The organism is Haloplanus salinarum, assembly GCF_009762275.1.
Classification (GTDB): Archaea; Halobacteriota; Halobacteria; order Halobacteriales; family Haloferacaceae; genus Haloplanus; species Haloplanus salinarum.
This window is the reverse complement of sequence record NZ_CP034345.1, coordinates 1595393-1620043: the sequence shown is the minus strand read 5'-3', so window position 1 is coordinate 1620043 and position 24651 is coordinate 1595393. Positions and strand designations below refer to the sequence as shown.

At 67.0% G+C, this 24651-nt stretch carries 24 protein-coding genes and 1 pseudogene; 18 read left to right on the top strand and 7 right to left on the bottom strand.

Features of this window, described 5'->3' with window-relative positions; translation table 11 throughout:
• From pstB to EI982_RS09605, 3 genes are read left to right on the top strand one after another with little or no spacing between them, the layout of a single operon-like run.
• Complete coding sequence (gene pstB, locus EI982_RS09615; protein WP_157689496.1) at positions 1-927, top strand: phosphate ABC transporter ATP-binding protein PstB; 927 nt, start codon at positions 1-3, stop codon at positions 925-927.
• Positions 928-930: 3 nt separating this feature from the next.
• Positions 931-1605 (top strand): phosphate signaling complex protein PhoU, encoded by a 675-nt coding sequence (gene phoU / locus EI982_RS09610; RefSeq protein ID WP_157689495.1) that lies wholly within the window; start codon positions 931-933, stop codon positions 1603-1605.
• On the top strand, positions 1586-2650 hold the full coding sequence (locus tag EI982_RS09605) for a phosphate uptake regulator PhoU (RefSeq protein ID WP_157689494.1): 1065 nt from the start codon (positions 1586-1588) through the stop codon (positions 2648-2650). Before phoU ends, EI982_RS09605 begins: the two co-directional genes overlap by 20 nt.
• A gap of 28 nt (positions 2651-2678) precedes the next feature.
• Here the strand turns inward: EI982_RS09605 and EI982_RS09600 are convergent, their stop codons facing one another.
• The 4 genes from EI982_RS09600 to brz all read right to left on the bottom strand — a co-directional run bounded on the left by EI982_RS09600 (position 2679) and on the right by brz (position 4720).
• Complete coding sequence (locus EI982_RS09600; RefSeq protein ID WP_157689493.1) at positions 2679-3089, bottom strand: CBS domain-containing protein; 411 nt, start codon at positions 3087-3089, stop codon at positions 2679-2681.
• A 135-nt stretch (positions 3090-3224) separates the two neighbouring features.
• Entirely contained in the window at positions 3225-3458 is a 234-nt protein-coding gene (locus EI982_RS09595; protein WP_157689492.1) for a hypothetical protein, read from the bottom strand.
• A gap of 140 nt (positions 3459-3598) precedes the next feature.
• Positions 3599-4369, bottom strand: a complete 771-nt coding sequence (locus EI982_RS09590) for a bacteriorhodopsin (RefSeq protein ID WP_157689491.1) — start codon at positions 4367-4369, stop codon at positions 3599-3601.
• A gap of 168 nt (positions 4370-4537) precedes the next feature.
• Complete coding sequence (gene brz, locus EI982_RS09585) at positions 4538-4720, bottom strand: transcriptional regulator Brz (RefSeq protein WP_157689490.1); 183 nt, start codon at positions 4718-4720, stop codon at positions 4538-4540.
• A gap of 109 nt (positions 4721-4829) precedes the next feature.
• Here brz and EI982_RS09580 point away from each other — a divergent pair, with 109 nt between their 5' ends.
• From EI982_RS09580 to EI982_RS09570, 3 genes are read left to right on the top strand one after another with little or no spacing between them, the layout of a single operon-like run.
• Positions 4830-5900 carry a Brp/Blh family beta-carotene 15,15'-dioxygenase gene (locus EI982_RS09580; RefSeq protein ID WP_157689489.1) on the top strand — a complete coding sequence of 357 codons (1071 nt, stop codon included), beginning with the start codon at positions 4830-4832 and terminating at the stop codon, positions 5898-5900.
• A complete protein-coding gene (locus EI982_RS09575) occupies positions 5897-7414 on the top strand; it encodes a bifunctional phytoene desaturase/3,4-desaturase (protein WP_157689488.1) in 1518 nt (505 codons plus the stop codon). The genes EI982_RS09580 and EI982_RS09575 overlap by 4 nt, the downstream gene beginning before the upstream one ends.
• A gap of 23 nt (positions 7415-7437) precedes the next feature.
• Positions 7438-9426, top strand: a complete 1989-nt coding sequence (locus tag EI982_RS09570; RefSeq protein WP_199243781.1) for a bacterio-opsin activator domain-containing protein — start codon at positions 7438-7440, stop codon at positions 9424-9426.
• A gap of 18 nt (positions 9427-9444) precedes the next feature.
• Here EI982_RS09570 and EI982_RS09565 read toward each other — a convergent pair whose 3' ends face one another.
• Positions 9445-9876, bottom strand: coding sequence for an SRPBCC family protein (locus EI982_RS09565; protein ID WP_157689486.1), 432 nt, complete (start codon positions 9874-9876; stop codon positions 9445-9447).
• A gap of 131 nt (positions 9877-10007) precedes the next feature.
• Here EI982_RS09565 and EI982_RS09560 point away from each other — a divergent pair, with 131 nt between their 5' ends.
• Both EI982_RS09560 and EI982_RS18370 read left to right on the top strand, forming a co-directional pair.
• The gene (locus EI982_RS09560; RefSeq protein WP_157689485.1) at positions 10008-12062 is read left to right on the top strand and encodes an AAA family ATPase; all 2055 of its coding nucleotides are present in this window, start codon (positions 10008-10010) and stop codon (positions 12060-12062) included.
• Between the two features lie 45 nt (positions 12063-12107).
• Positions 12108-12275: a hypothetical protein gene (locus EI982_RS18370; protein ID WP_199243780.1), complete on the top strand. Its 168-nt coding sequence runs from the start codon at positions 12108-12110 to the stop codon at positions 12273-12275.
• 6 nt (positions 12276-12281) lie between these two features.
• Here the strand turns inward: EI982_RS18370 and EI982_RS09555 are convergent, their stop codons facing one another.
• On the bottom strand, positions 12282-13031 hold the full coding sequence (locus EI982_RS09555; RefSeq protein ID WP_157689484.1) for a bacteriorhodopsin: 750 nt from the start codon (positions 13029-13031) through the stop codon (positions 12282-12284).
• A 208-nt stretch (positions 13032-13239) separates the two neighbouring features.
• Between EI982_RS09555 and EI982_RS09550 the strand changes: the two genes are divergently transcribed.
• The 6 genes from EI982_RS09550 (at position 13240) to EI982_RS09525 (ending at position 20424) form a co-directional block, all read left to right on the top strand.
• Positions 13240-13575, top strand: coding sequence for a hypothetical protein (locus EI982_RS09550; protein WP_157689483.1), 336 nt, complete (start codon positions 13240-13242; stop codon positions 13573-13575).
• Positions 13576-13707: 132 nt separating this feature from the next.
• The gene (locus EI982_RS09545; protein ID WP_157689482.1) at positions 13708-14688 is read left to right on the top strand and encodes a phytoene/squalene synthase family protein; all 981 of its coding nucleotides are present in this window, start codon (positions 13708-13710) and stop codon (positions 14686-14688) included.
• Positions 14689-14693: 5 nt separating this feature from the next.
• Positions 14694-15491 (top strand): lycopene cyclase domain-containing protein, encoded by a 798-nt coding sequence (locus EI982_RS09540; protein WP_199243779.1) that lies wholly within the window; start codon positions 14694-14696, stop codon positions 15489-15491.
• A 76-nt stretch (positions 15492-15567) separates the two neighbouring features.
• The gene (locus EI982_RS09535) at positions 15568-16965 is read left to right on the top strand and encodes a methyl-accepting chemotaxis protein (protein ID WP_157689480.1); all 1398 of its coding nucleotides are present in this window, start codon (positions 15568-15570) and stop codon (positions 16963-16965) included.
• A 63-nt stretch (positions 16966-17028) separates the two neighbouring features.
• Positions 17029-17625, top strand: a complete 597-nt coding sequence (locus EI982_RS09530; RefSeq protein WP_157689479.1) for a DUF5789 family protein — start codon at positions 17029-17031, stop codon at positions 17623-17625.
• 456 nt (positions 17626-18081) lie between these two features.
• The gene (locus EI982_RS09525) at positions 18082-20424 is read left to right on the top strand and encodes a sensor histidine kinase (protein ID WP_157689478.1); all 2343 of its coding nucleotides are present in this window, start codon (positions 18082-18084) and stop codon (positions 20422-20424) included.
• A 178-nt stretch (positions 20425-20602) separates the two neighbouring features.
• On the opposite strand, the gene EI982_RS09520 is transcribed toward EI982_RS09525, so the two are convergent.
• Positions 20603-21241 (bottom strand): IS6 family transposase, encoded by a 639-nt coding sequence (locus EI982_RS09520; protein WP_157689477.1) that lies wholly within the window; start codon positions 21239-21241, stop codon positions 20603-20605.
• 54 nt (positions 21242-21295) lie between these two features.
• On the opposite strand from EI982_RS09520, the pseudogene EI982_RS09515 reads away from it, so the two are divergent.
• The 4 genes and pseudogenes from EI982_RS09515 to EI982_RS09500 form a co-directional block, all read left to right on the top strand.
• Positions 21296-21757: pseudogene (locus EI982_RS09515) on the top strand (ISNCY family transposase); the annotation flags it as partial.
• A gap of 269 nt (positions 21758-22026) precedes the next feature.
• Positions 22027-22947 (top strand): serine/threonine-protein kinase RIO2, encoded by a 921-nt coding sequence (locus EI982_RS09510; RefSeq protein WP_157689476.1) that lies wholly within the window; start codon positions 22027-22029, stop codon positions 22945-22947.
• 125 nt (positions 22948-23072) lie between these two features.
• On the top strand, positions 23073-23663 hold the full coding sequence (locus tag EI982_RS09505) for a 50S ribosomal protein L15e (protein WP_157689475.1): 591 nt from the start codon (positions 23073-23075) through the stop codon (positions 23661-23663).
• 263 nt (positions 23664-23926) lie between these two features.
• The gene (locus EI982_RS09500) at positions 23927-24493 is read left to right on the top strand and encodes a peroxiredoxin (RefSeq protein WP_157689474.1); all 567 of its coding nucleotides are present in this window, start codon (positions 23927-23929) and stop codon (positions 24491-24493) included.
• Positions 24494-24651 lie beyond the last annotated feature (158 nt).

Here is a 24651-nt window from a genome sequence, read left to right as displayed (position 1 = left end):
ATGAGCGATTCACAACAGACCCAACAGAGCAAGACGCGAACCAGGACGACGGGCAGCGATCAACCCCTCGAAACCACCAGCGGCGAGACGGTCGAGGAGACCAGAGCGGAGTGGGTGGAGTACGACTTCCAAGGGGAGGCGAAGATGGTCGCCGAGGACCTCGACGTCTACTACGGCGACGACCACGCCCTCAAGGGCGTCTCGATGGAGATCCCCGCGGAGAGCGTCACCGCGCTCATCGGCCCCTCGGGGTGTGGGAAATCGACGTATCTCCGCTGTCTCAACCGGATGAACGACCGGATCAACGCCGCCAACGTCGACGGGTCGGTCCGGCTCGACGGGAAGGAGATCTACCAGGACGGCGTCAACCTGGTCGAACTCCGCAAACGGGTCGGCATGGTGTTCCAGTCGCCGAACCCGTTCCCGAAGTCGATCCGGGACAACATCGCCTACGGTCCGCGGAAACACGGCGACATCAACACCGGACTGCTGGCCCGCGTGCTCGGCCGCGACGACGGCGAGGAGGAGCGCGAACTCGTCGAGCGGGCGCTCAAACAGGCCGCCCTCTGGGACGAGGTGCACGACCGGCTGGACGACAACGCCCTCGGCCTCTCGGGTGGCCAGCAACAGCGGCTCTGTATCGCCCGGTGTCTCTCCGTCGACCCCGAGGTCATCCTGATGGACGAGCCGGCGTCGGCGCTCGATCCGATCGCGACCGCGAAGATCGAGGATCTCATCCACGACCTCGCGGAGGAGTACACCGTCATCATCGTCACCCACAACATGCAGCAGGCGGCCCGCATCTCGGATCAGACCGCCGTCTTCCTCACCGGCGGCAAGCTCGTCGAGTACGACGACACCGACCGGATCTTCGAGGACCCGCAGAGTCAGCGCGTCGAGGACTACATCTCCGGCAAGTTCGGGTGAACCGTGCCCCGAGACGAGTTCCAGCAGTCGCTCGCGGACCTGCGCGCCGAGGTGCTGTCGATGAGCGACCTCGTCGGCGACCGACTCGACCGCGCGCTGGCCGCCCTGGAGACCGTCGACGAGGCGACCGCCCGGGAGGTAATCGAGGGCGACGACGCCGTCGACCGACGGTATCTGGAACTGGAGTCGACGTGCATCCAGCTGTTCGCCCGGCAACAGCCGGTCGCGGGTGATCTCCGCTTCGTCGCCGCCTCGTTCAAGATCCTCACCGACCTCGAACGCGTCGCCGACCTCGCGGTCAACCTCGCACAGTACACCCTCGAAGCGGACCGGAAGCGGTTCGCGGAGGTCGACCTCTCGGCCATCGGCGACCTCGCCAGCGGGATGCTCGACGACGCCATGACCGCCTACCGGACCGACGACGCGGCCCTGTGTCGCGAGGTGGCCGCCCGGGACGACGAACTCGACTCGCTGTGCCAACGCGCGAGCGAGCGGGTGGTCCGGGACCTCATCGAACGCGAGGTGTCGGACGGCGACGGCTGGGCGGTCGAACGGCTGCTCGACGACGTCTCGCGGCTCCTGTTGATCGTCCGCGACCTGGAACGGGTCGGCGACCACGCGGTCAACGTCGCCGCACGCACCCTCTACATGATCGAGAGTGACCCGGAACTCGTCTGAGACGGCGGCGGAGGCGACGATGGAGACGCGCAAACTCCAGAAGATCGGCGGCTCGACGTACTCGGTGTCGCTCCCCAAGGAGTGGGCGACCGAACACCACCTGGAGGCGGGGATGCCGATCCACCTCTACCCCCACACCGACGGCTCGCTCGTCGTCCGGAGCGCGGCGCGGGACGGCGGTCCGCTCGCCGCCGTGGAACTGACGCCCCCGGACGCCGACGCCGCGACCCTGCGGCGGACGCTGGCGGCGGCCTACGCCGTCGGCTACGACGCCGTCACCATCCACGCGCCCGACGGGGCGTCCTTCGGCGCCGACGAGCACCGTGCCCTCCGCGGGATCGCCGACCGACTGGTGGGGTTGTCGGTCGCCGAGGCGACCGGGGAGCGGCTCGTCGTCGAGACTCTCCTCGACACCGGCGAGGTGTCCATCCAGCAGTCGGTGATCCAGCTCCAGTTCACCGCCCTCTCGATGCACCGGACCGCCGCGGAGTCACTCACGGCTCCCGACGAGGTGGAGCGACTCGCCGACCGCGACGACGGGGTCGACCGCCTGTTTCGCATGCTCACCCGTCACCTCAACCGCTCGCTCGTCGACTTCGCGGAGGTCGACCACCTCGGCGTCGGCCGCGCGGCGCTGTTCGATTACTACCTCGTCGCCCGCCAACTGGAGCGGGTGGCGGACCACGCGGTCGACGTCGCCGCCGTCGTGGACCGCGCCGACGAACTCCCGCCCGCGGCGGTCCGCGACGACCTCGCGGACCTCGCCGCGCGGTCCCGGGACGTGGTCGAGGCGGCCACGACCGCAGTCGTCGAATCGTCGAGCGAGCGCGCGTACGCGGTGCTCGACCGCAAGGACGCCCTCGTCGACGACGTCCGTGCCCTCGACCGGGCGCTCTTCGAGCGGTCGCCGCCCGGTGCCTACGCCGTCTCGCGGATCCTCGCCGCCCTCGTCCGCACCGCGGCCTGTGGAGGCAACGTCGCTCGCGTGGCGCTCCGGACGAGCGTCCGGCCCGACGGTCGCCGACGTCGCTCGTCGCACGGCTGAGCGACGCCCGGCGGTCGGGTGTGCGACCCTACCCCCGGCGGGGTGGGTTCGGCGCCCGGACCGTCGAGACGTACGCCGCGAGGTCGGTCGCCGTGACGATACCGATGGGCGCCCCGCCGTCGACGACCGGCAGGTGGTAGTGGCCCGTCTCGACCATCCGATCGGCGGCCGCCTCGACGCTGTCGGCCGCAGCGACCGTGACGACGTCCGTGCTCATGACGTCCGAAACGGGCGTCTCGGGCCCGTACGACGCCTCACCCGCGACGATCCGCACGACGTCGGTCACGGTCAGGATCCCGTCGAGACGGCCCTGCTCGACGACGACGACCGAGCCGACGTCGTGTTCGATCAACAGTCCCGCCGCGGCCCGTAGTGCGGTGCCACCGTCGACGGTGTGAACCGGCGCCGACATGAGGCTTCCGACGAACACGTCTTCCATCAGTCGTGGTACGCGGTGACGTACGATAAGGGTGCCGTGGCCAGCGGGCGGGCCGGGGCCCGGTCGCCGACGGGATCGGTTTCGGGCGCGTCGCCCGGGGTGTCGATTCCCGTGCTCGGCGGACAGCCGGCGGTCTCACTCCTCCGGGATGGAGTAGAGGTGGTAGGCCGCCGTGCCGACGACCACCGCGGCGGAGAACTCGGTGACGCCGACGACGAGGAACGCCTCGCGGAAGGTGAGTCCCATGGATTCGAGCGTCGGCAACGCGAACAGTCCGATCACGGCTACCGCCACGCCGACGACGAGGCCGACGACGGCCAGACGGTTCAACGAGGCGGGGTAGTCGTTCCCGGTGGTGTTGGCTAGCATCCGTTCGACAGTCCGGCTTCTCGGCGGTGCGGTACCGTCGGAAAAAACCGCTGTGGTTCGCGTGCGGTCATTCTGCCGACTGTACGTCGTCCGAGATACCGCCACGTCGGGACGGGTATCTCGAACCGGTCACGGCTGACTCAGTCGCCCGTGGCTGCCGTCCCCTCGCCGGCGGACGGTTCGGGGGCCTCGACGTCGCCGAAGATGGCGCGACTCCGGAGCAGCAGGAGGCCGAACCCGACCTTCGCGCTCACGTCGAGGATCATGAACAGCAGCGTCTCGACGCTCAGGGGGACGACGCCGACGCCCTCGCTCCCGACGAGCCACACCACCGGATAGGCCGACCAGAGGATGATGGTCAGGTTCCGGAGTATCATGAACGTCGAGGCGACGTCCTCGCGCATCTCGTTTGCCTTCGCGGTGAACCCGAAGAACAGCACGTACAGGATGTACAGCATCGCGGCCGTGCTGATCGCCCACCAGATGAACCGGTACTGGTAGACCTGGGTCAGCGCGCCGATGAGACCGGTGCCGATCATGATGCCGTCGGCCCCGACCAACGCGAGGATGGTGCCCTGGTCGGCGTCGACTAGCAGGGCGAGGTCGAGCAACAGCAACGGCGTAGTGAACAGCCAGTCGGCGTACCGCGCCCAGTAGATCGGGTGTTCCTCACCGCCGAACGGCACCATCGTGAGTCCGTACCCCAGCAGCATCGAGAGGTACATCGTGAACGCGATGGCGGGGATCAGCGTCGTGATCGCGTAGAACTTCTTGGCACCCGGATCCTCCACGCCCATCCCCCGCATCATGAAGTACAGGGTACCGAGGCCCATCAGTGCGGTCCCGAGCGCGAGCCAGATCCACTCCGGCCGGGACGTGATCTGTCCCATCTGTAGTGCCACGTTCGACATCGTTGGTATTGCTCCCGACATACACGTTGATGGTGTGACCCTTCGAGGGTAACTCTGGGTCCCAAACAGTACGGTATCCCGCGCCGGCGTCTCGCGCCCCGACACGTCGGTCGGGCCCGAACGCGGGACCGTGCCCAACTGATGCGTGTCGAGGGCGGTCCCCGCCCGTCACCACTCGAACAGGACGTAGAACTCGTGGTCGTTCCGACAGACGAGCGACCGCGCCTTCCAGCGCTCGTCCTCGGCTGCCGGCCGCTCCGCCGCGGTGACGGACTTCACGGTCGACCCTCGCGGAAGCCCCATCTTCACCGCCGACCCGCAACGCGGGCACTGGAACTCGGTGATTGGCACCGGTCGGAGACACAACGGGGTGCGGGTTAAGGATTCCTCCGGTTCCGACGATACGATACCCACACAGTTTGGTTCACTTTTGATTGATCGGTCGACCGTACCTCGATCCATGAACACCGAATCCCGGTTCGGGTGGACGGCCCCGGCCTCGACGGGAGGGACGCCGCTGACCGTCTCGTGGGCGGCGCTGGCCGTGTTGACCGTCGCCTTCGCCGCCCTGCGGGTGGTCGACGTCCGGATTCCCCTGCGGGTGCAGGCTGGCGTCTACCTGCTGGGGATGGTGGCGATGAACCTCCCACACGGCGGGTACGAACACGTCTCGAACCTCCGTCGGCGGGCGCTCTCGTTCCAGGGCCGATACGTCGCCGTCTACCTGGCGCTGATCGGCCTCTTCGCCGGCCTGTTTTTCCTCGCACCGGTCGCGGGGCTGGCCGTCGCGGTGAGCGTCGCCGTGGCGAAAGGCGGGTTCGGCGACGTGCAGGCGATGCGGGCGCTGTACGGCACTTCGCACGTCCGCTCGCGACCACAGCGCTGGCTCGCCGCCGCCGTCCGCGGCGGCGCGGTGATGGCCGTCCCCATGGTGTTCTGGCCGGGGACGTTCTACGCGTTCAGCACGGTCATGGTGAACATCTTCGATCCCGGCGCCCTGTCGGCCATGGCCGGCGACTTCGGGACCCGCCGGCTCCTCCTCGGTGGCGGCTACGGCGCGGCGCTCCTGGCCCACCTCGCGCTCGGCTACCGCCGGTCGACCGGCGACGGGGCCTTCCTCGCCGACGCGGCCGAGACGCTCCTGCTCGTGGCGTACTTCGCGGTCGTCCCGGTCGTCGTCGCCGTCGGCCTCTACTTCCCCCTCTGGTACTCCGCCCGGCAGGTCGCCCGGAGCGCCGCCGTCGACGACGCGCTCGAGCCGGCTCCGACGACCGGTCCCCTCGGCGCCCTCGACGCCGACGACCCCGAGCGCGTCGCGCTGGCCTCTTGGGGCGTCCTCGTCGCCGGCAGCCTCGCGACCTTTGGCCTCGCGGCCGCGCTGTGGACGGCGTCGCCACAACCGCTCGGCGGCGCCGGCCTCCTCGTCGGCCTCGTCGCGTTCTGGAGTATCTTCATCAGCATCGTCGCCCTGCCACACGTCGTCGTCGGCGCGTGGCTGGACCGAGAGCGCGGCATCTGGTACGTGCCATGATCGACGACACCCCCCTCGCCGACGAGACGGTCACCGTCGTCGGCGGCGGCGTCGCTGGCCTCTCCGCCGCCTGCTATCTCGCCGACGCCGGGGCCGACGTGACGGTCCTGGAGAAGAACGACCGCCTCGGCGGCGTCACCAACCGCCTCGCCGTCGACGGCTTCACCTTCGACACCGGGCCGTCCTGGTATCTGATGCCCGAGACGTTCGACCGCTTTTTCGGCCACTTCGGCCGCGAGGCCGCCGACTACTACGACCTCGAACGGCTCGACCCCCAGTACCGGGTGTTCTTCAAGGACGGCGACCGGATCGACGTGCCAGCCGGTCGGGACCGAATCCGGCGCGTCTTCGAGTCCTACGAGGCCGGCGCGGGCGACGTCCTCGACGAGTATCTCGCGGGCGCCCGGCGGACCTACGAGATCGGGATGGACGAGTTCGTCTACACCGACCGCTCGCGCCTCCGCGATCTGGTCGACCCCGGCATCGTCCGGGCGGCGCCGGCGCTTTCCCACCTCGGGTCGATGCACGACCACGTCGCGGCCCACTTCGACGAGCCGAAGCTCCAGCGCCTCCTCGAGTATACGCTCGTCTTCCTCGGCAGTTCGCCCCACGACGCGCCGTCGCTGTACAACCTGATGGCCTACGTCGACTTCGAGGGCGGCGTCTACTACCCCGAGGGTGGGATGTACGCCCTCGTCGAGGCGCTCGTCTCGCTCGGGCGGGACCTCGGCGTCGACTACCGGACCGACGCCGAGGTGACCGCCCTCGCCCCGACCGACGACGGGATCCGCGTCGCCGGCCCGACGACCCACCGCGCGGACCGCGTGGTCGCGAACGCCAACCCGGCCCACGTCGAGCGCGACCTGCTCTCGCCGGCCGACCGGGGACGGGACCCCGACTACTGGGACTCGCGGACCTACGGCCCGTCGGCGCTCATGCTCTATCTCGGCGTCGAGGGCGACGTCGACCCGCTCGAACACCACACGCTCGTCCTCCCGACCGACTGGGACGACCACTTCGAGCGCATCTTCGACGACCCCGCCTGGCCCGAGGACCCCGCCTACTACCTGTCGGTGGCGTCGCGGACCGACCCGGACGTGGCGCCCGAGGGCCACCACGCCGTCGTCGTCCTCGTTCCCCTCGCGCCCGGCCTCGACGACGACCCCGACCGCGTGTCGGCCTTCCGCGACGCCGTTCTCGCCGACCTCGCGGCCGTGACGGGCGTCGACCTCCGGGACCGTATCGTGGTCGAGCGCTCGGCCTGTGTCTCCGAGTTCGCCGGCCGCTACCACACGCCGGGTGGCACCGCCCTCGGCCTCGCCCACACGCTCGACCAGACCGGGCCGCTCCGACCCTCGCATCACGCGCCGGGGGTCGACGGCCTCTACTACGCCGGCGCGTTCACGTCGCCGGGCGTCGGCCTCCCGATGGCCGTCGTCAGCGGCGAACACGCCGCCGACGCCGCCGCCCGCGACGCCAGCCGGTCGCGGGACATATTACCGAACCTCTCATGAGTGACACGGCCCAGAACACCGCCATGGAACCGGACTTGCCGACGATCGATGTCCTGTTCGTCGGCGACGAACCGTCCGAAGCGCCGTCGGCCGACGCCCTCGACGCGGCCGCCGAGCGCTTCGAGGTGACTCACATCGCGGATTTCGTCGACGCGCGCGAGCGGGTCGACGGGACGGACGTCGACTGCGTCGTCGTGACCCACCACCCCGACGGCTTCGACGGCCTCGCCTTCCTCGAGGCCGTGCGCCGGGAACACGCCGAACTCCCCGTGGTGCTCGTGCCCGTCGCCGTCGACGCCGAGACGGCGCGCCGGGCGGTCGCGGCGAACGTGACCGAACTCGTGCCCGCGGCGGAGGCGGACACGCTCGATGCGGTCGCCGAGGCCGTCGAGACGAACGCCAACGTCTCGGCGGACAACCCCGTCCGGATGCCAATCTCCGATCTCACCGTCGAGGCACAGCACCGGTTGAAGGAACGTGCGCTCGACGAGGCACCCATCGGGATCACCATCTCCGACGCGACCCACCCCGACGATCCGCTGATCTACGTGAACGACTCCTTCGAGGGGATGACCGGCTACCCGCCCGAGGAGATCCTCGGCGCCAACCACCGGTTCCTCCAGGGACCGGAGACCGACCCCGATCGGGTGGCGGAACTCGCGGAGGGCATCGCCAACGACCAGGACACGCGGGTCGTCCTCCGGAACTACACCCGCGAGGGGGCGCTGTTCTGGAACCAGGTCGACGTCAGCCCCATCTTCGACGAGGACGGCGAGGTGACCCACTACGTCGGCTTCCAGATGGACGTCACCGAGCGGAAGGCCGCCCAACAGCAACTGGAGACCGAACGCGAGGCGCTCGACCGACTGCTCGAACGGGTGAACGGCCTCATCAACGACGTGACGGAGGCGCTCGTGCGCGCCGACTGCCGGGAGGAGATCGAACGCCTCGTCACCGAGCGGATGGGGACGGACGACGAGTACGCGGGCGCGTGGCTCGGCCGCTACGACGCGACCGACGACCGGGTGACCGTCGTCCAGCGGGCGGGGATCGACGAGGGCGTCCTCGCGGAGTCGCTCGACGTGACCGCCGACACGCCCGACGCCCGCACCCTCCGGGCGGTCGTCGAGGAACAGGAGTCCCGGACCGTCGAGGAGCCGACCGGCTCCCTAGAAGGGATCGAGGGGACGTGCGTGCTCGTCCCCTTGACCTACCGCGGGACGACCTACGGCGTTCTGGGTGTCCTCCACGACGGGGAGTTGGGCGACGGGCGCGAGCGGGTCGTCCTCGAATCGCTCGGGCGGAGCGTCGGCACCTCGATCAACGACGTGTTGACCAAGCGGACGATCACCACCGACACCGTCCTCAAGATCGGGGTGGATCTCGCCGACTACGACATCTTCCTCGTCGACCTCGCCCGTACGCTCGACGCGCGGTTCGAACACGAGGCGACCGTCATCGACGACGATCAGGGCGTCCTCACCATCGTCAGCACCGAGCACGACGACCTCGACGAGTTGTTCGAGACGGCCGCCGACCACCCCGACGTCCTCGACATGGAGACGCTCGCGACGAGCGACGAGCGCAGCGTGGTGCAGTTCCGCCTCTCGAACTCGCCGCTCGTCGACGTCCTCTCGGAGGTGGGGAGCCGCGTGACCGCGATGAGCGCCGACTCGACGGGGCTGGAACTGGAGTTCCGCGTGGGCACCGAGCGGGCCGCGAGTCGCGTCCTCGATACGCTCCGGGAGCGGTACGACCACGTCGAACTCACCGCCTACCACGAGGACGAACCCGACGCGACCCCCCACCGCTTCCGGGAGAAGCTCCGGAGCGAACTCACCGACCGCCAGCTGACGGCGCTGAAGAAAGCCTACGTCAGCGGCTACTTCGAGTGGCCCCGCCGCGTCGAGGGCACCCAGCTCGCCGAGTCGATGGACATCGTCCCCTCGACGTACCACCAGCACCTCCAGGCGGCGAAACGGAAGCTGGTCGAGACGTTCTTCGAGGAGTGAGCCGCCCCGTTCCCGCGGTCAGGCTTCGAGGAACGTCTTCAGGTTCTCCAGCGTCGCCTTCGCCTCCCGCTCGTTGTACGCCTTGGCGATGGGCGCGAGCAGCGAATCGACGACCGTGTCGGGGAGTTCGTACTCGGCCTCGTACCTGAGGTCGGTCGTCCCGTCCTCGTCGTCGAGTTCGTACCTGATCGTCCCGTCGATGGCCCCCGAGAGGCGCTGGACGAGTCGTCCGTTCGGCGACCGCTCCACGTCCTCGACCTGCCCCACGAGTTCGATGCCGGCGAGCGTGTAGCGGTACCCCGCCCGCTTGCCGCCACCGGGGAGTGCCTCGATGTCCTCGATGTCGACGAGGCTGGGCGTGACCTTCACGTGGTTCCGCGGGTCATCGAGAAACGAGAACACCGCTGCGGGCGGGGCGTCGATCCTGATCCGTTTCTCCACCGTGAACATGGTCCAGTCCGTTCGATTACCCCAACGGCTTCCCACGGCGTAACCATGTCCCCCAAACAGTTGGGCGTCCCCGCGGATACCCACACGAGTTGGGATCGGTCCTTTGGGGCTCGACCCCCTGTGTTCGCGCCATGACGACCCGCCTCACGCTCGTCGATCCGGAGGGCGCGGCGGACGGCCCCGCGGCCGGCGCCGTCCGGTTCGCGCCGGCCACGCGCCGGCGCGTCGGCGTCGACGTCGGCGAGACGGTTCGCGTCGAGGGCGCCGCGGCGACGGCGGCGACCGTCGGCGAGGACGCCCCCGACCTGTCGACCGGGTCGGTCCTCGCCGGCGCGGCGGTCCGCCGGAACGCCGACGCCGACGCCGGGACGCCGGTCACCGTCGCGCCCGTCGATCCCGTCCGGGCACGCCGCGTCGCCGTCGCTCCGAACGCGTTCTCGCTCGAAGGCGACGCCGACGCGCTGTCGCGGGCACTCGCCGGCCGCGTCCTGACGACCGGGGACCGGATCGAGGCCGACCTGTTCGGCGGGAGCGTCACCGTCTCGCTGACCGTCGTCGACCTCGATCCCGCGGGGCCGGCCGTGGTGACCGACGGGACGACCGTCGCCGTGCGCGACCCCGACGACCGGCAGTTCCCGGGCGACGCGGTCGATCCCGACCCCGCGGCCGTCGGCGGCCTCGACGACGAACAGGCGACCCTCCGGCGTCTCGTCGCCGCGCCGCGTTCGGCGTCGACGGGGATCCGCTCGCCCGCGGGCGTCCTCGTCCACGGCCCCTCGGGCGTGGGGAAGACGCGGCTGATCCGGCGGGTCGCCGCCGCGGCCGACCTGTCGATCCACGGGATCGACCCTGCGGACTGCGAGCGCCGCGATCCGCTCGCGGCGGCGCTGCGTGCCGCCGCCGACGATGCGCCGGCGATCCTCCACGTCCCCGACCTCGCGGCCGCCGCGCCGAACCCGGACCGGGCGGGCCGCGACCGCCGCCGCTCGCGTCTCGGGTGGCTCCTCGACCGCGTCCGCGAACTGCAGGACGATCTGGTGGTGGTCGGGGAGGCCACCCACGCCGACGCGGTCGACCCCGCGCTCAGGCGCGGGGGGCGATTCGACGCCGAACTCCGGGTGCCGGTGCCCGATCCGGACGCGCGCCGGGAGATCCTAGCGATCCACGCCGCGACCCTCGACCTCGCCCCCGACGTCGACCTGGCGGCGGTCGCGGCCCGCACGCACGGCTACACGGGGGCCGACTTGGAGGCGGTCCTCGTCGACGCCGCGACCCGGGCCGCCGCCGGGGCCGACGACGGGACCGCGGACCCGCGCCCGACGGTGACGGCCGCCCACGTCGCCGCCGCCCTCGACGCCGTCGATCCGACGACGCTCCGCGAGGTGACCGTCGAGCGCCCGTCGCTCACCTACCGCGACGTCGGGGGGCTAGCGGCGGCGAAACGGGAGGTGATCCGCACCGTCGAATGGCCGCTTCGCTACCCGGACCTGTTCGAGCGCCTCGCCGTCGACGCCCCCACTGGCGTCCTGCTCTACGGGCCGCCGGGCACCGGGAAGACGATGCTGGCCAAGGCCGTCGCGAACTCGACGGACGCGAACTTCCTCGCGGTCGACGGGCCTGAGCTGATGGACCGCTACGTCGGCGAGAGCGAACGCGGCGTCCGGGAGGTGTTCGAGCGGGCCCGCCGGGTCGCGCCCACGGTCGTCTTCCTCGACGAGGTCGACTCCCTCGCGCCGGCCCGCGCCGACGCCGACACCGGGGCGGCCGAACGGGTCGTGTCGCAGTTGCTGACGGAACTCGACGGCCTCTCGCCGCGGGGGTCGGTTGCGGTGCTCGCGGCGACGAACCGCCCGGACGCGGTCGATCCGGCCCTCCTCCGACCCGGTCGCATCGAGAAGCGGGTCGCGGTCCCCCGGCCGGACGCCGATGCCCGCGCCGACATCCTCGCCATCCACCTCACCGACGTGCCCACCCGTGACGTCGACGTCGCGGCCGTCGCCCGGCGCGCGACCGGATACACGGGGAGCGACCTGGCGGCCCTCGTCCGCGAGGCGGCCCTGCTCGCCATGGAGGACCACCTCCGGGCGGACGACCGGCCCGACGACGCCGTCGACGACGTCGTCGTCGAGGGGACACACCTCGAACGGGCGCTCGCGGCCACGGAGCCCTCGGTCGACCCCGACTGACCGGTTTGGGACGGCGTTCAAGGGGCGGCGGTCCAACCCCCCTGTATGGAGCAACGGACCCTCGTCGTCGGCGTCCACGGCGTCATCGCGCTCGGACTGGTTGCCTTCGGGGCGTACCGCGTCTCGCGCGGGGCGGTCGTCCCCGGCGTGCTCAACGTGGTCATGGCGGCCGTCGTGGTGGCCGTGGGTCAGTACGTCGCCGACCTCGCCTGACGCCGGTCACTCCGCCGGCGTGCCGGGCGCGGCCTCGCCCTCCGGCGCGTCAGCGTCTGCGCCCGCGAGCGCCGGACTGCGGAGCACGAGCAGTCCGAACCCGACCTTCGCGACGGTGTCGAGGAGGAGGAACCCGGCCGCCTCGGCCGTCGGCGACACCAGGCCGAGGCCGGTGCCGACGAGCCACCAGACGGGGTAGACCGTCCACGACGCCCCGATCAGGACCCGGAGCGCGGCGAACGTCGACCGGGTCGCCTCGTCCCGGTCGCGGGCCTCCCGCCCGAGGGCGACGACGACGAAGTAAAGCACACAGAGGAAGGCGACGGTGCTGACTCCCCACCAGACGTACCGGTAGGTCGGGACGCCGGACAGCGTGGCCGCCACCCCCGTCACGATCATGAACACGTCGGCCGCGACGGCGCCGAACAGCGTCTCGCCGTCCGCCCCGACGAACAGACCGAGGCCGATCAACAGCAAGGGCGTGGTGAACAGCCAGTCGGCGTACCGCGCCCAGTGGAGGCGCAGGGTGCCGCCCCGGACCGCCACCTCGGCCACGCCGACGCCGAGCGCCATGGCCAGGTACGCCCCACAGGCGACGGCCGGCACGAGCGCCGCGACGACGTGGACGCCTCTTGCGCGCGGGTCCTCGACCCCGCGTCCACGGACCGCGACGTACAGCGCCGCGAGCCCCATCACGGCCGTGCCGACGGCGAACCAGCCCGCGCCCGCGACGGGCGACACCGGCGTGTCGAACATCCGTTCACCTAGTTGCCGTCGGACGGGTTAGTGGCCACCCCAAACTCATGGGTGTGTGAGCGCGCGGACGCGCCCGAACCCGCGGATACCTGCGGCCCGGCCGCCGTCCCGAGGGAGGGTCGGGACCGGCTGGATCCGGCCTGATCGGCGGTGACGGGGCGAACTAGCTTGGCTCGTAATTGAAGCCGCGTGGCACGTACGACGAGGTATGACCGACGACACCGAGACCGAGGTCGAGACGGAGGCCGACGCCGAGGGGACCGAACAGGTCGTCGACCGGACGGACGAGGAGGTCGTGGTCGACCTCGACTCCGCGACCGCCCACGAGGAACGCGTCGACCAGTTACAGGAGACCGTCGAGGACCAGCAGGAACGCATCGAGGAACTGGAGGACCTCCTGCTCGATCTGTCGGTGCGTGCCGCCGACGACCGGGGGATGGGCGTCTGCCCCGAGTGTCACGGCCCGGTCGAGAAGGTCCGTCGCTGGTTCGGGCCGACGACCATCGAGTGTCGGCGGTGCGGGAAGTCGTTCCACGAGTACTGACGCCACTCCCGGGACTCGCCGGCCCCGGGCGGACCCGCGGTCGGTGCGGGCGGCAACCAAACTGTGTTGGTACACTTTTGAGGCAGGGGGAGTGTGTAGTCCGAACCAAGGGGCCCACCCGGCCCGATACAGATGACCGACCTGGAATCCATCCGCCGGAGCAAGGCCGTCCAGCGCCACACGGGGCTGACCTTCCACCTCGCGACGCGGCTGTTGCCGGAGCGCGTCCGTCACCCGACGTACGTCCTGTACGCGTTCTTCCGGACCGCCGACGAGGTGGTCGACGCGCCCGATCCGGGCCCGCCGGCCGAACAGCGCCACGAACTCGAACGCATGCGGGCGGCCGCCCTCGGCGAGCGCGAGACGGACGACCCGGTGTTGGCGGCCGTCGCGGACCTCCGGGCGCGTCACGGTATCGCTCGCGAAGAGATCGACACGTTCGTCGACTCGATGCTGATGGACGTCGAGAAGGCCCGCTACGGGACCTTCGCGGAACTCGAGACGTATCTCCGTGGGTCGTCGGTCGCGGTCGGGCACATGATGCTCGACGTGATGGATCCCGCCGAGGCCGAGCGGGCGCGCCCACACGCCGCCGCCCTCGGCGAGGCCTTCCAGCTCACGAACTTCCTCCGTGACGTCCGCGAGGACGTCCGCGAGTACGACCGGATCTACCTCCCCGAGGCGACGCTCCGCGCCCACGGGGCGTCCCACGCGGACGTCGAGGCGCTCGACCCGACCGACGGCGTCCGCGCGGCGATCCGTGCGGAGCTTCGCCGGACCGAACGGCGCTACCACCGCGGCGTCGACGGCATTCGGTATCTCCCCCCGGACTGTCAGTTCCCGGTGCTGGCGGCCGCGGTGATGTACGCGGACCAACACCGCCTCGTCCGCGAGCGGGGGTGCGACGTGCTCTCGGCCCGGCCGACGTTGACGCTGCGGCGGCGGCTCTCGCTCGTCGCGCGGGCGTGGGTCCGCTGGCAGTTCGAGAGCGACCCCCTCCGGGTGTTCTACCGCGTGACCGACCTCGACCCGCCGGCGGACGTCGACGCCGGCGCGGTCGGCAGGAACGCCGTCCCCGGGCCGTCGCGCTCGGACCGGCCCCACAGGGGGTGATCGCCGTGCTACCGCCCGTCACCTCCTCGTATCTCGCCTACCTGGCCGTCACCGTCGGCGTCCCCCTCCTCGTCGTCGCGGTGCTCGCGCGCGTCCGCGGCGGGCTTCGGACCCCGACCGACGCGCTCGGGGTCGTGATCCTCATGGGCATCGCCTTCGCCTACACGTTCGCGTGGGACGCCTACCTCATCGAACGCGGCGTCTGGTGGTACGGTGACGGGGTCGTCACCGACCGGGTTCGCGGCGTGCCGCTGGGCGAACTCTCCTTTTTCCTCCTGCAGACGGCGCTCACCGGGCTCTGGCTCTACGCGCTCGATCCCTCGCCCGATCCCTCGCGACCGGCGGCCGTCCGGTCGCGGCCGGTCGGCCTCCTCGTCCTCGCCGTCGCCGAGGCGGTCGGCCTGGCGCTGTTTTACACCACGCAGGGCTACTATCTCGGATACATCCTCCTGTGGGCCTGTCCGATCCTCGGGTTCCTCTGGGTGCTCGGCGGCCCCGTCCTCTGGCGGTGTCGCCGGACGGTCGCGGCGGCGATACTCGTCCCCACGGCCTACCTCTGGGTCGTCGACCGGGTCGCCATCGGAGCCGGCCTCTGGACCATCTCGTCGACCTACTCCACCGGCGTCCACGTCGCCGGCCTCCCGGTCGAGGAGATGGCGTTTTTCCTCGTCACGAACACCCTCGTCGTCTTCGGACTGATCCTCTATCGGTGGGTGCTCGCCCGGGCGGAGCGCCACGGCCTCGTCGGGGGGATTCGTGGCTTGGTTCCCCGCGCTGGAGTCGGGAGCGGCGACGGCCGGTAACCCGAACCGTCGGTCGGTATCAATCGTGATTCTGCCGAGCGGTGGTTTATGATCCTCCGGCGGTTGGTGTTCGCCGATGTCGGTCAACAAAACCACGTCGGGGGAGCGACCCGCGACGGGGCTCGAACCCGAGCCAGCCGTGGACGACGAGGTGGAGCGGCTCCGCTACGAACGCGACTACTGGCGCGGTCTCTTCGAACAGGTGATCGGGGAGTACCCGAAGATGGGGTTCGTCCTCGACACCGAGGACAGACTGGCGTATCACAACCCGGAGGCCGAGGCGATGACCGGGTTCGACCAGGCCGACGTCCTCGGCGAGCGCGTCTACGACGCCTATCCGATCTCCGAGGACGACGAGACGTTCGCCCAGACGGTCGCCCGTGAGGGTGAGGCGCGGACCGAAACGGGGTACCGCCGCATCCCGACCGCCGACGGGGAGCGGTGGGTCCGGTCCAGCGGGGTGCCGCTCCGGGACCCCGCGGGCGAACTCGTCGGCGCGCTGGAGACGACGACGGACGTCACCGAACTCGTCGAGCAACAGCGGACGATCACCGAGATACAGTCGCAGGTCTCCGAGGAGGTGGCCACGAAGGCCGAGCAGGCCACCGAGACGACCGAACGCGTCGACGAGGCCATCGAGAACGCCCGGTCGCTGGCCGAAGAGCAGGCCGACAACATGTCGGAGGTGGCCGAGGAGGTCGGCGCCCTGTCGGCGACCGTCGAGGAGGTCGCCGCGTCCGCCGAGGACATCAACGAGCGCGCCAAGGAGGCGGAGCAACTCGCGGTGGAGAGCACCGAAGCCGGTACCGCGGCCATCGAGCGCATGGAGGGCGTGGCCGAGCGGAGCGACGAGGTCGCCGATCGCACCCACAACCTCGCCGAACAGGTCGCGGCCATCGAGGAGATCATCGACGTGATCAACGACATCGCCGAACAGACCAACATCCTCGCGCTCAACGCGAACATCGAGGCCGCCCGCGCCGGCGAGGCGGGCGACGGCTTCTCCGTGGTCGCGAACGAGGTGAAGTCCCTCGCGACCGAGGTGCAGTCCGAGGCCGAGCGCATCGAGGACATCATCCACCGGACGCGCGAGGAGGCCGAGGGGACCATCGACAGCATCGACGCCGTCACCGAGGAGATTCACGAGGGGACCGACACCATCCGCGATCTGGTGGACAACCAGGAGGCCATCGTCGAGGTGGTCGACGCCACCTCGACGGGGATGGAGGACATCGCCGAGGCGACCGACGACCAGGCGGTTCGCACCGAGGAGGTCGCGAGCATGGTCGACACCGCGGCCGATCGGTCCCAGCGCGTCTCCGAGGAGATCGTCACCATCTCCGACGCGAACGCGGAACAGGCGGCGTTCGTCTCCGACATCACGGTCGCCATCGAGCGACTCGAGTCGACCGTCGAGCAACTGGACACGAGCAACACCGAGGAAGCCGTCCTCGTCGACCGCGACGACGTCTGACCGTCGCCCACGGGCCACGCTTTTCGACCACAGGGTTATCGCCTTAGAGAACTGAAATATCGTATGGGGGACACCAAGAGTGGCCGAGACGAACAGGCAGACGACGAGGAGCAGCGCCAACGGGAGCGCGAACTCGCCGAGGCACTGGACCGCGGAAACGAACCCGAACCGGTCGATCCGGGGACACTCGCGGACCTCGAAGCCGGCCTCGACGACCTCGAGTACCCGGCGACGGGGACCGACCTCGTGGCGGCGGTCGGTGAGTACGAGGTGCCGACGAGCGACGGGACCTACGCCCTCGCGGATCTGATTCCCGACACGGAAGCGGAGACGTTCGACTCGCCCGCCGCCGTCAGCGTCCGGGTCGAGCGACCGACGGTCGCCGCGGCGATGACGCGGATCATCGAGGCGAGCCGGGACGTCTCCGGACTGGAGTTCGGCGCCTCGCAGCGCGCCGCCTACGAGAAGACGTTCCGGGCGCTCCAGGCGGTCGACACCCTCGACGACGACGAGGGGGTCGTGGCGATCACCGACTGGATCGTCGACCGGATCGAGGCGACGGACGACCTTCCCGGGTCCCGGGCCGTCCGCAGGCGGGCGGCGAAGTACGCCCGGGCGAACGACTACTCGGTCAGCGCCGACGAGTGGCTCGGCATCTAACCCCTCGAGGAGTTCCGAAGGTAAGGAACAATGCACAGGTTGAGCGCCGACTGTTCATCAATCTGAAATAGGTCTGGCACTCCGATTCACGACTGAATTAAATGTATTTAATAGTTTAAATACACTATATGCTCGTCAGCCATGCCAGACGAGTTCCTGAGATGTGCCGGAAGTCTGGATAAGTTACTGGGATACAGAAGAGTCGATCTCGCCAAGGAGGTATCTGAAAACAGTCACCAGGCTATTTGTGCAAAACGCATCCGATGAAATATCTGCTCAGTAAACTTGCGGAATGACCGACGAATAAACTTCCAGGTTAGAGTGATATCCGCACTGGTATAAAATATAAGACGCGTATTCACCACTTCTTGTGTAGCTGACGGGCTATACTGTCTGAACTGAGAGAGAGTCGGTAGGTTCGGTGTTTAACATTCCTCCGTGTGATAACTGAGCCACATGCCAGATGATTCGGACATCGAGAGAGATAGAGCAATTGCTGGCGAGTCGAGAAACGTTTACGAAGCGATCTTCCGTGAGATGAGTGACGCAGTCTTTTTGATCGACGTTGAGCAATCAGATGAAGACTACACGTTTACTTACCGGCGAAATAACGCCTCACATCGGGAGCAATCTGGCCTTTCTGAAGACGAACTACGCGGACAGACCCCACAGGAACTTCTTGCCGACGAACAGGGCACTGTTGTCGCAGAGAACTATCAAGAGTGCGTTGAAAAGGGAGAAACCATCGAGTACGAAGAGAAATTAGAGTTACCTGGTGGGACGAGTGACTGGCAGACAAAACTCACCCCGATCACCGACTCCGGCCAAGTCACCCAAATCGTCGGCGTCGCTCGGGACATAACAGGAAAAAAAGAGCAAGAACGGCAGCTAAAGCGCATCCATCGGCGGTTTGAGACTGTCATGGAAACCATGTCCGCTGCGGTCTTCCTGAAAGATGCCGACGGCCAGTATCTCATGATGAATCAGGCGTGCCGTGAACTGTTCAACGCAGGAGACCAAGACATCGTCGGCTTGACCGACGACGACCTCGTTCCGCCAGATACCGCTGAGCAAGCCAGAACCGACGACCAACGGGTCTTCGAGAACGGCGAGGTGATCGAGGTAGAGGAGACAGTCCCAACAACTGCCGGGAACACTGTTCGGTTGACGCGGAAATCACCTGTGTACGACGAAGATGGTGAGATTGTGGCTCTCTGTGGCGTCTCGACTGACATCACCGAACGCAAACAGGCCAAACAGCAACTCGAAGAGAGCAAAGAACGGGTCACAGAACAGAATACCGCACTGGAATCGTTGGCTCAGATTATAACCGATACAGAGCGAACAGTCGACCAGCAGATAACTGACCTGCTCGATCTGGGAACGACGTATCTTGATCTCGATGTCGGAATCCTCTCGGAGATCGACGGTTCTGAGTACACGGTCCGGAACGTCGTTGACCCTTCGAAAGGCATCAGCCCCGGAGATTCGTTCGACCTCACCGATACGTATTGTTCGTTGGTCTATGATGCTGACAGCCCCGTCTCATTTCACAGCGCAACTGATCGTGGTGTCAAAGACCATCCGGCGTATGAAAAACAAGGGATCGAGTCCTACATCGGGGTTCCAGTCTTCGTCGAGGACCAACGGTATGGTACCCTGAATTTCTCCCGACCTGAGTCTCGTGAGGAAGCAATCACAGACGCTGAGGAGTCCTTCGTCCGGATTATGGCACAGTGGATGGGGACGGAACTCAATCGCCAGCAACGTGAAGAGGAACTTGAACGGACCAGCAAGTTCCTGCAAGAGACACAGGCAGTCGCAAAGGTTGGTGGATGGGAGGTTAGCTTGCAATCCGAGCGGATGCGATGGTCCGACGAATTGTATCGCATCCACGGACTGCCACTGGATGCGAACCCGACACCTGAAGAGGGGATCGAGTTCTATCATCCGGAGGATAGAGACACTATCAGAGAAGCCTTCGACAGACTCACTACTGAAGGCGAACCGTACGACCTGGAGCTGCGGATTGTCACCGCAGACGACGAGGTCCGCTGGGTCCGCACGCGCGGAGAGCCACGCTACGAGAATGACGAAATCGTCGCCGTTCACGGGACGTTCCAAGACATCACCGAGCGAAAAGAACGTGAACAAGAACTCCGGCGACAGAACAGCCGACTCAACGAGTTTGCAAGCGTGGTCTCGCATGACCTCCGCAACCCACTCAACGTCGCCCAAGCGCGGGCGACTATTCTGCAACAACGAGCTGACGACGAGTTACAGGAGCACCTCACTCCGCTCGTAAATTCGCTGGACCGAATGGAGAGTATCATCGAAGATACGCTGACGCTTGCTCGGCAGGGTGAGACCGTCGGTGACATCGACACGATATCGCTCGTCGACTTGGTCGGCAAATGTTGGGCAGGGGTAGAGACAGCCGAGGCGACGCTCGAAATTGAGGAGGAGTTTGCGATACGTGGTGACCGTGACCGGCTCCGACACGTGTTCGAGAACCTGTTCCGTAATGCAGTAGAACACGGTGGTGAAGATGTGACAGTCTGGGTTGGACGCGCTGCTGAGGACTGTATCTACGTCGAAGATGATGGACCGGGAATACCAGCGGATGACCACGACGCGGTCTTTGAACCAGGTCACACGTCTGCAACTGATGGAATGGGCTTCGGTCTCACGATTGTCAAGCGCATTGCAGAGGCCCACGGCTGGGAGGTAGCGATTACCGACGGACGATACGGCGGTGCTCGATTCGAGTTCGATACTACTGGAGTGCCCGATGAGTAATTCTTATTAACCGGCTACTACGGCAGTTCCGAAGACCACGGAATCATTGCGTTGTGGCCTCTCTGAATGGATTCTGAGTGGGCTGTTCCGGCAAAAGTGCTTTTGATCCTCTGCATGTTTCACCGGTCTCCTGATGGGTTTCATAGATGTCAACGCTCGCATGGTATGTGAGGTCGCGTTAACTTTGGCATCGATTCCACCAGACAGCGAGGGCTTGGAGCCACGATTCTGCTGTCGTCGGCTCCACGTGGTTGAACGTATTTGAAAACGAAGAGGTTCGTCGTTTTATCTCACGAAAGAGACGTTCGACGACATTCCGATTGCCATGGCGTTCGTATCTGCAATCGAGGTCGTGTCGATCGAGGGCAGTTTGGAGCCATTGAGCATCGTCGACGAGAAACACGGCGGTTTCGACGTCGTGTTTCTCGCGTAATTCGCTCAGGAGGATTTCGGTTAAACCAGTCGTATACGTGCTAAAAAGCCGTATGTGAAGGAATATGTTTGTTTCAGGATCGATGGCGGCGTACAGCCAGTATTGCTGATCGTTGATTCGAATCACGGTTTCGTCGAGCGCAACGTGATTCGGGCTCGCACCGCCTTCGGGCTGTAGATCGGCCTTCTGCACCCAGTTGTGGACGGCCGTTCGAGAGCGTTCGACACCCAACCTTTCAAGAATCGAGATGGTATTCGAAAGTGATAGTCTAGCCACGTGCATCTGAATACCGAGCCGCATCGCGAACTCGGGTGTCCGCTGACGCTCCACAAAATCTAATTCGATCCAGTCGCTACCGTCGCTGAGGCGTGTGATTTCGGGCATAGACACTCAGAAATCAGCACGCCTCACTCTTCACGCTTAACTTGACACGACTACATTGGCGACACTGAACCCTTCTCGGAAACTAGCGACGGTGGCTCACCACTGAGCAACCTACTTGATGACATACGGGAAGAAGAGGCTATCGACGAACCGGAGCGGGTTGATGCACCGACAGTGCCGTTTGAGACGAATCTGGAGTTCGTGGAGACCGACCCACAAGACGACGCAGAGATGAAACATCAGATCGGCCGTCTGATGGCGAAGTACAAGCGTCGGTGGGGGATCGAGAACGGCTTCAAGAAACTGAAGACGTTCCTCGCGGAGACGAAGTCACCAGACCACCGCTATCGGTACTTCAACTTCGCGTTCGCCTGCGTACTGTACAACTGTTGGCGGCTTGTGGACATCCTGGTCCAGTTGGAGATGGACGGTGAGATTTCCGATGAACCTGCGATCACGGCGAACTCGTTCTTAACGCTGGCGAAGAAAAGCTACGGACTCGACCCACCCGACTAACCCTACCGTTCCTCACAGGCTTGTTAATTCGTGAGCGGCAGCGCTGTCCTGAGCCCGACTTCTGACGGTACTTTGTGATGGATACTCGATAATTTTCTCAGAAACATACTCTTGGATACTCTGCGGAGATAATTACATTCCAATTAACCTGAAAACTGTGCATCATAGAGCCATATTCGGAGGATCAGAACCCCTCCGTTTCCTATCGCGATATACGATTTAGAACGCCGACGCGGGGGGCTTTTGTCCCTCGCGCGCGCAGTCGGGGTATGGTCGAAAACGTGGCCCGCGTCGTGGCCGAACTCGACCCCGAGGACATCTATCTCCTCTCGGGCGTCGAGCAGGGGATGCGGTTCAGCGAGTGGGTCAACCGCGGGAAGCTCCCCGACTACGCGGATCTGACGGCCGAGGAGGTGGACTACCGGCTGGATCGGTGCATGAAACGCGACCTGATCGAGCGCCGGACCATCCAGTACGAGGGGTACCAGCTCACCTTCGAGGGGTACGACGTGCTCGCCTTGCACACCTTCGCGGAGCGCGACACCGTCGAGGGGGTGGGAGCGCCGCTCGGCGTGGGCAAGGAAAGCGACGTGTACGAGGTGCAGTCCTATCGGCCGTTGGCCCTGAAGTTCCACCGCGAGGGATACACCAACTTCCGGGAGGTGAATCGCGAACGCGAGTACACCGCCGACCGGGACCACGTCTCGTGGCTCTACACCGCCCGCAAGGCGGCCGAACGGGAGTACGAGGCCCTGGAGACGCTCTATCCGGACGTGTCGGTTCCGCGTCCGATCGACCACAACCGTCACGCCATCGTGATGGCGAAGTTCGACGGCATCGAACTCTCGCGGGCGAAACTCGACGACGAGCAGGTCGTGGGGGTCCTCGATCTGATCCTGGGGGAGGTGACGACCGCCCACGGGGCGGGGCTGATCCACGGGGACCTCTCCGAGCACAACGTCGCCGTCGCGTCCTCGGGGATCACGATCTTCGACTGGCCGCAGTCGGTGTCGACCGACCACGCCAACGCCGCCGAACTCCTCGAACGCGACGTCTCCAACCTGATCGGCTTCTTCGCGCGGAAGTATCCCGCCGTCGTCCCCGACGTCGACGCCGCGGCCGTCGCCGAGGCCGTCGCCGCCGACGCGTTCGAGTCGGTTCGCGAGTTCGCGACGAGTCGAAGTTCTTAAGCGCGACCGAGCGGTAGCACCGGCAACTCGCTGGTAGACGGGCCTCCAGCGGGCACCCGACTCGTCGGGACGACATGTGGCTCGCCAGCCGGCGACGCTGAATCGCAAGCGCCCGTGGTGAAATCATGGCACGAAGCTTCTACTCCCACATCCGGGACGCGTGGCAGGACCCCGACGAAGGGGCCCTCGCCGAACTGCAGTGGCAACGAAAGCAGGAGTGGCGCGACCAGGGCGCCATCGAGCGCATCGAGCGCCCGACCCGCCTCGACAAGGCGCGGAACCTGGGCTACAAGGCCAAACAGGGCATCGTCGTGGTTCGGACCTCGGTCCGCAAGGGCGGGGCCCGCAAGCGGCGGTTCAAGGCCGGCCGACGCTCGAAGCGCCAGGGCGTCAACCGGATCGGCCGCCGCAAGAGCATCCAGCGCATCGCCGAGGAGCGCACCTCGCGGAAGTACCCCAACCTCCGCGTGCTCAACTCCTACTGGGTCGGGGAGGACGGCTCCCAGAAGTGGCACGAAGTGATCCTCGTGGACCCGGAGCATCCCGCGATCCAGGCCGACGACGATCTTAACTGGATCTGCGACGACTCCCACAAGGGCCGTGCGTTCCGCGGCAAGACCAGCGCCGGCAGCAAGGGCCGCGGCCAGCGCAAGCGCGGCAAGGGGACCGAACACACCCGGCCGAGCATCGGCGGCGACCGACGCCGCGGCAAGTAACGCCGTTCTCCGTTCTCCGTTTATCGCGCCGCCCACCCCAGGGGCCGTCCACAGCCGATAAATCACATGTCGCGATATTCAATAACCGTCGCGGACGCCGACCCCAACCGTCGGCGCTATCGTGGGCGTCCCGTTTCGCCCGGAAACCGTCGACGCCGATACGCCGTTGAATGAAATACGGATCTCGGAACGGAAACCGAACGAGGTTCGGAAACCCGCGTCCTCGCAAACGTTTACTTACGTGACGCAAGTCGCATGGAACGATGTCCAAGGACTTCCCCCTGCCGGACGACCTCCCAGTACCGGAAGACGACGGGGCGGCCGACCACCTCCAGGGGATGGAGATGCCCGTCGTCTCGTTGGAATCGACCGACGGAACGGTGGTCGATCTCAGAGCGCTCCCGCCCCGCACCGTCGTCTACGTCTATCCGCTGACGGGACGGCCGGATCGGGACGTGATCCCGGAAGGGTGGGACGACGTTCCGGGGGCCCGCGGCTGTACGCCCGAATCACGCGGGTTTCGCGCTCGGTACGACGAACTCCGGGACGAGGGCATCGGAGAAGTCTTCGGGCTGTCGACGCAGTCGACTGCGTACCAGCGTGAGGCCCGCGACCGTTTGGACCTCCCCTTCGAGATGCTCAGCGATGCCGACCGGGCGCTGGCGAGCGCACTCGAACTCCCGACGTTCACCATCGAGGGGGACGAGTACCTGAAGCGGCTGACGCTGGTCGTCACCGACGGACGCGTCGAACGCGTCTTCTATCCGATCTTCCCGCCGGACGAACACGCGAGCGACGTCCTCGAATGGGTGAGCGGAGCGTCCCGATAGACGGAGCGGCGCGCGTTCCGCCGGCCGACCCGTTCGCCCGTCGGGAGGGTTCGTACCGTCCCGGGACGCCGGGACCCCGTCCTACATAGCACACAATAGGGCTCTTAGCGGATTACTTGTGAGTCCACCGGCGTCCACCGATCGTGCCAGGATCGTCC

What these genes read in the sequence shown, in the direction of transcription:
- pstB (WP_157689496.1), top strand. Translation starts at nt 1, where the DNA reads ATGAGCGATTCACAACAGACCCAACAGAGCAAGACGCGAACCAGGACG.
- EI982_RS09600 (WP_157689493.1), bottom strand. Translation starts at nt 3,089, where the DNA reads ATGGAAGACGTGTTCGTCGGAAGCCTCATGTCGGCGCCGGTTCACACC.
- EI982_RS09595 (WP_157689492.1), bottom strand. Translation starts at nt 3,458, where the DNA reads ATGCTAGCCAACACCACCGGGAACGACTACCCCGCCTCGTTGAACCGT.
- EI982_RS09590 (WP_157689491.1), bottom strand. Translation starts at nt 4,369, where the DNA reads ATGTCGAACGTGGCACTACAGATGGGACAGATCACGTCCCGGCCGGAG.
- EI982_RS09580 (WP_157689489.1), top strand. Translation starts at nt 4,830, where the DNA reads ATGAACACCGAATCCCGGTTCGGGTGGACGGCCCCGGCCTCGACGGGA.
- EI982_RS09575 (WP_157689488.1), top strand. Translation starts at nt 5,897, where the DNA reads ATGATCGACGACACCCCCCTCGCCGACGAGACGGTCACCGTCGTCGGC.
- EI982_RS09570 (WP_199243781.1), top strand. Translation starts at nt 7,438, where the DNA reads ATGGAACCGGACTTGCCGACGATCGATGTCCTGTTCGTCGGCGACGAA.
- EI982_RS09565 (WP_157689486.1), bottom strand. Translation starts at nt 9,876, where the DNA reads ATGTTCACGGTGGAGAAACGGATCAGGATCGACGCCCCGCCCGCAGCG.
- EI982_RS09560 (WP_157689485.1), top strand. Translation starts at nt 10,008, where the DNA reads ATGACGACCCGCCTCACGCTCGTCGATCCGGAGGGCGCGGCGGACGGC.
- EI982_RS18370 (WP_199243780.1), top strand. Translation starts at nt 12,108, where the DNA reads ATGGAGCAACGGACCCTCGTCGTCGGCGTCCACGGCGTCATCGCGCTC.
- EI982_RS09555 (WP_157689484.1), bottom strand. Translation starts at nt 13,031, where the DNA reads ATGTTCGACACGCCGGTGTCGCCCGTCGCGGGCGCGGGCTGGTTCGCC.
- EI982_RS09550 (WP_157689483.1), top strand. Translation starts at nt 13,240, where the DNA reads ATGACCGACGACACCGAGACCGAGGTCGAGACGGAGGCCGACGCCGAG.
- EI982_RS09545 (WP_157689482.1), top strand. Translation starts at nt 13,708, where the DNA reads ATGACCGACCTGGAATCCATCCGCCGGAGCAAGGCCGTCCAGCGCCAC.
- EI982_RS09535 (WP_157689480.1), top strand. Translation starts at nt 15,568, where the DNA reads ATGTCGGTCAACAAAACCACGTCGGGGGAGCGACCCGCGACGGGGCTC.
- EI982_RS09530 (WP_157689479.1), top strand. Translation starts at nt 17,029, where the DNA reads ATGGGGGACACCAAGAGTGGCCGAGACGAACAGGCAGACGACGAGGAG.
- EI982_RS09525 (WP_157689478.1), top strand. Translation starts at nt 18,082, where the DNA reads ATGCCAGATGATTCGGACATCGAGAGAGATAGAGCAATTGCTGGCGAG.
- EI982_RS09520 (WP_157689477.1), bottom strand. Translation starts at nt 21,241, where the DNA reads ATGCCCGAAATCACACGCCTCAGCGACGGTAGCGACTGGATCGAATTA.
- EI982_RS09510 (WP_157689476.1), top strand. Translation starts at nt 22,027, where the DNA reads ATGGTCGAAAACGTGGCCCGCGTCGTGGCCGAACTCGACCCCGAGGAC.
- EI982_RS09505 (WP_157689475.1), top strand. Translation starts at nt 23,073, where the DNA reads ATGGCACGAAGCTTCTACTCCCACATCCGGGACGCGTGGCAGGACCCC.
- EI982_RS09500 (WP_157689474.1), top strand. Translation starts at nt 23,927, where the DNA reads ATGTCCAAGGACTTCCCCCTGCCGGACGACCTCCCAGTACCGGAAGAC.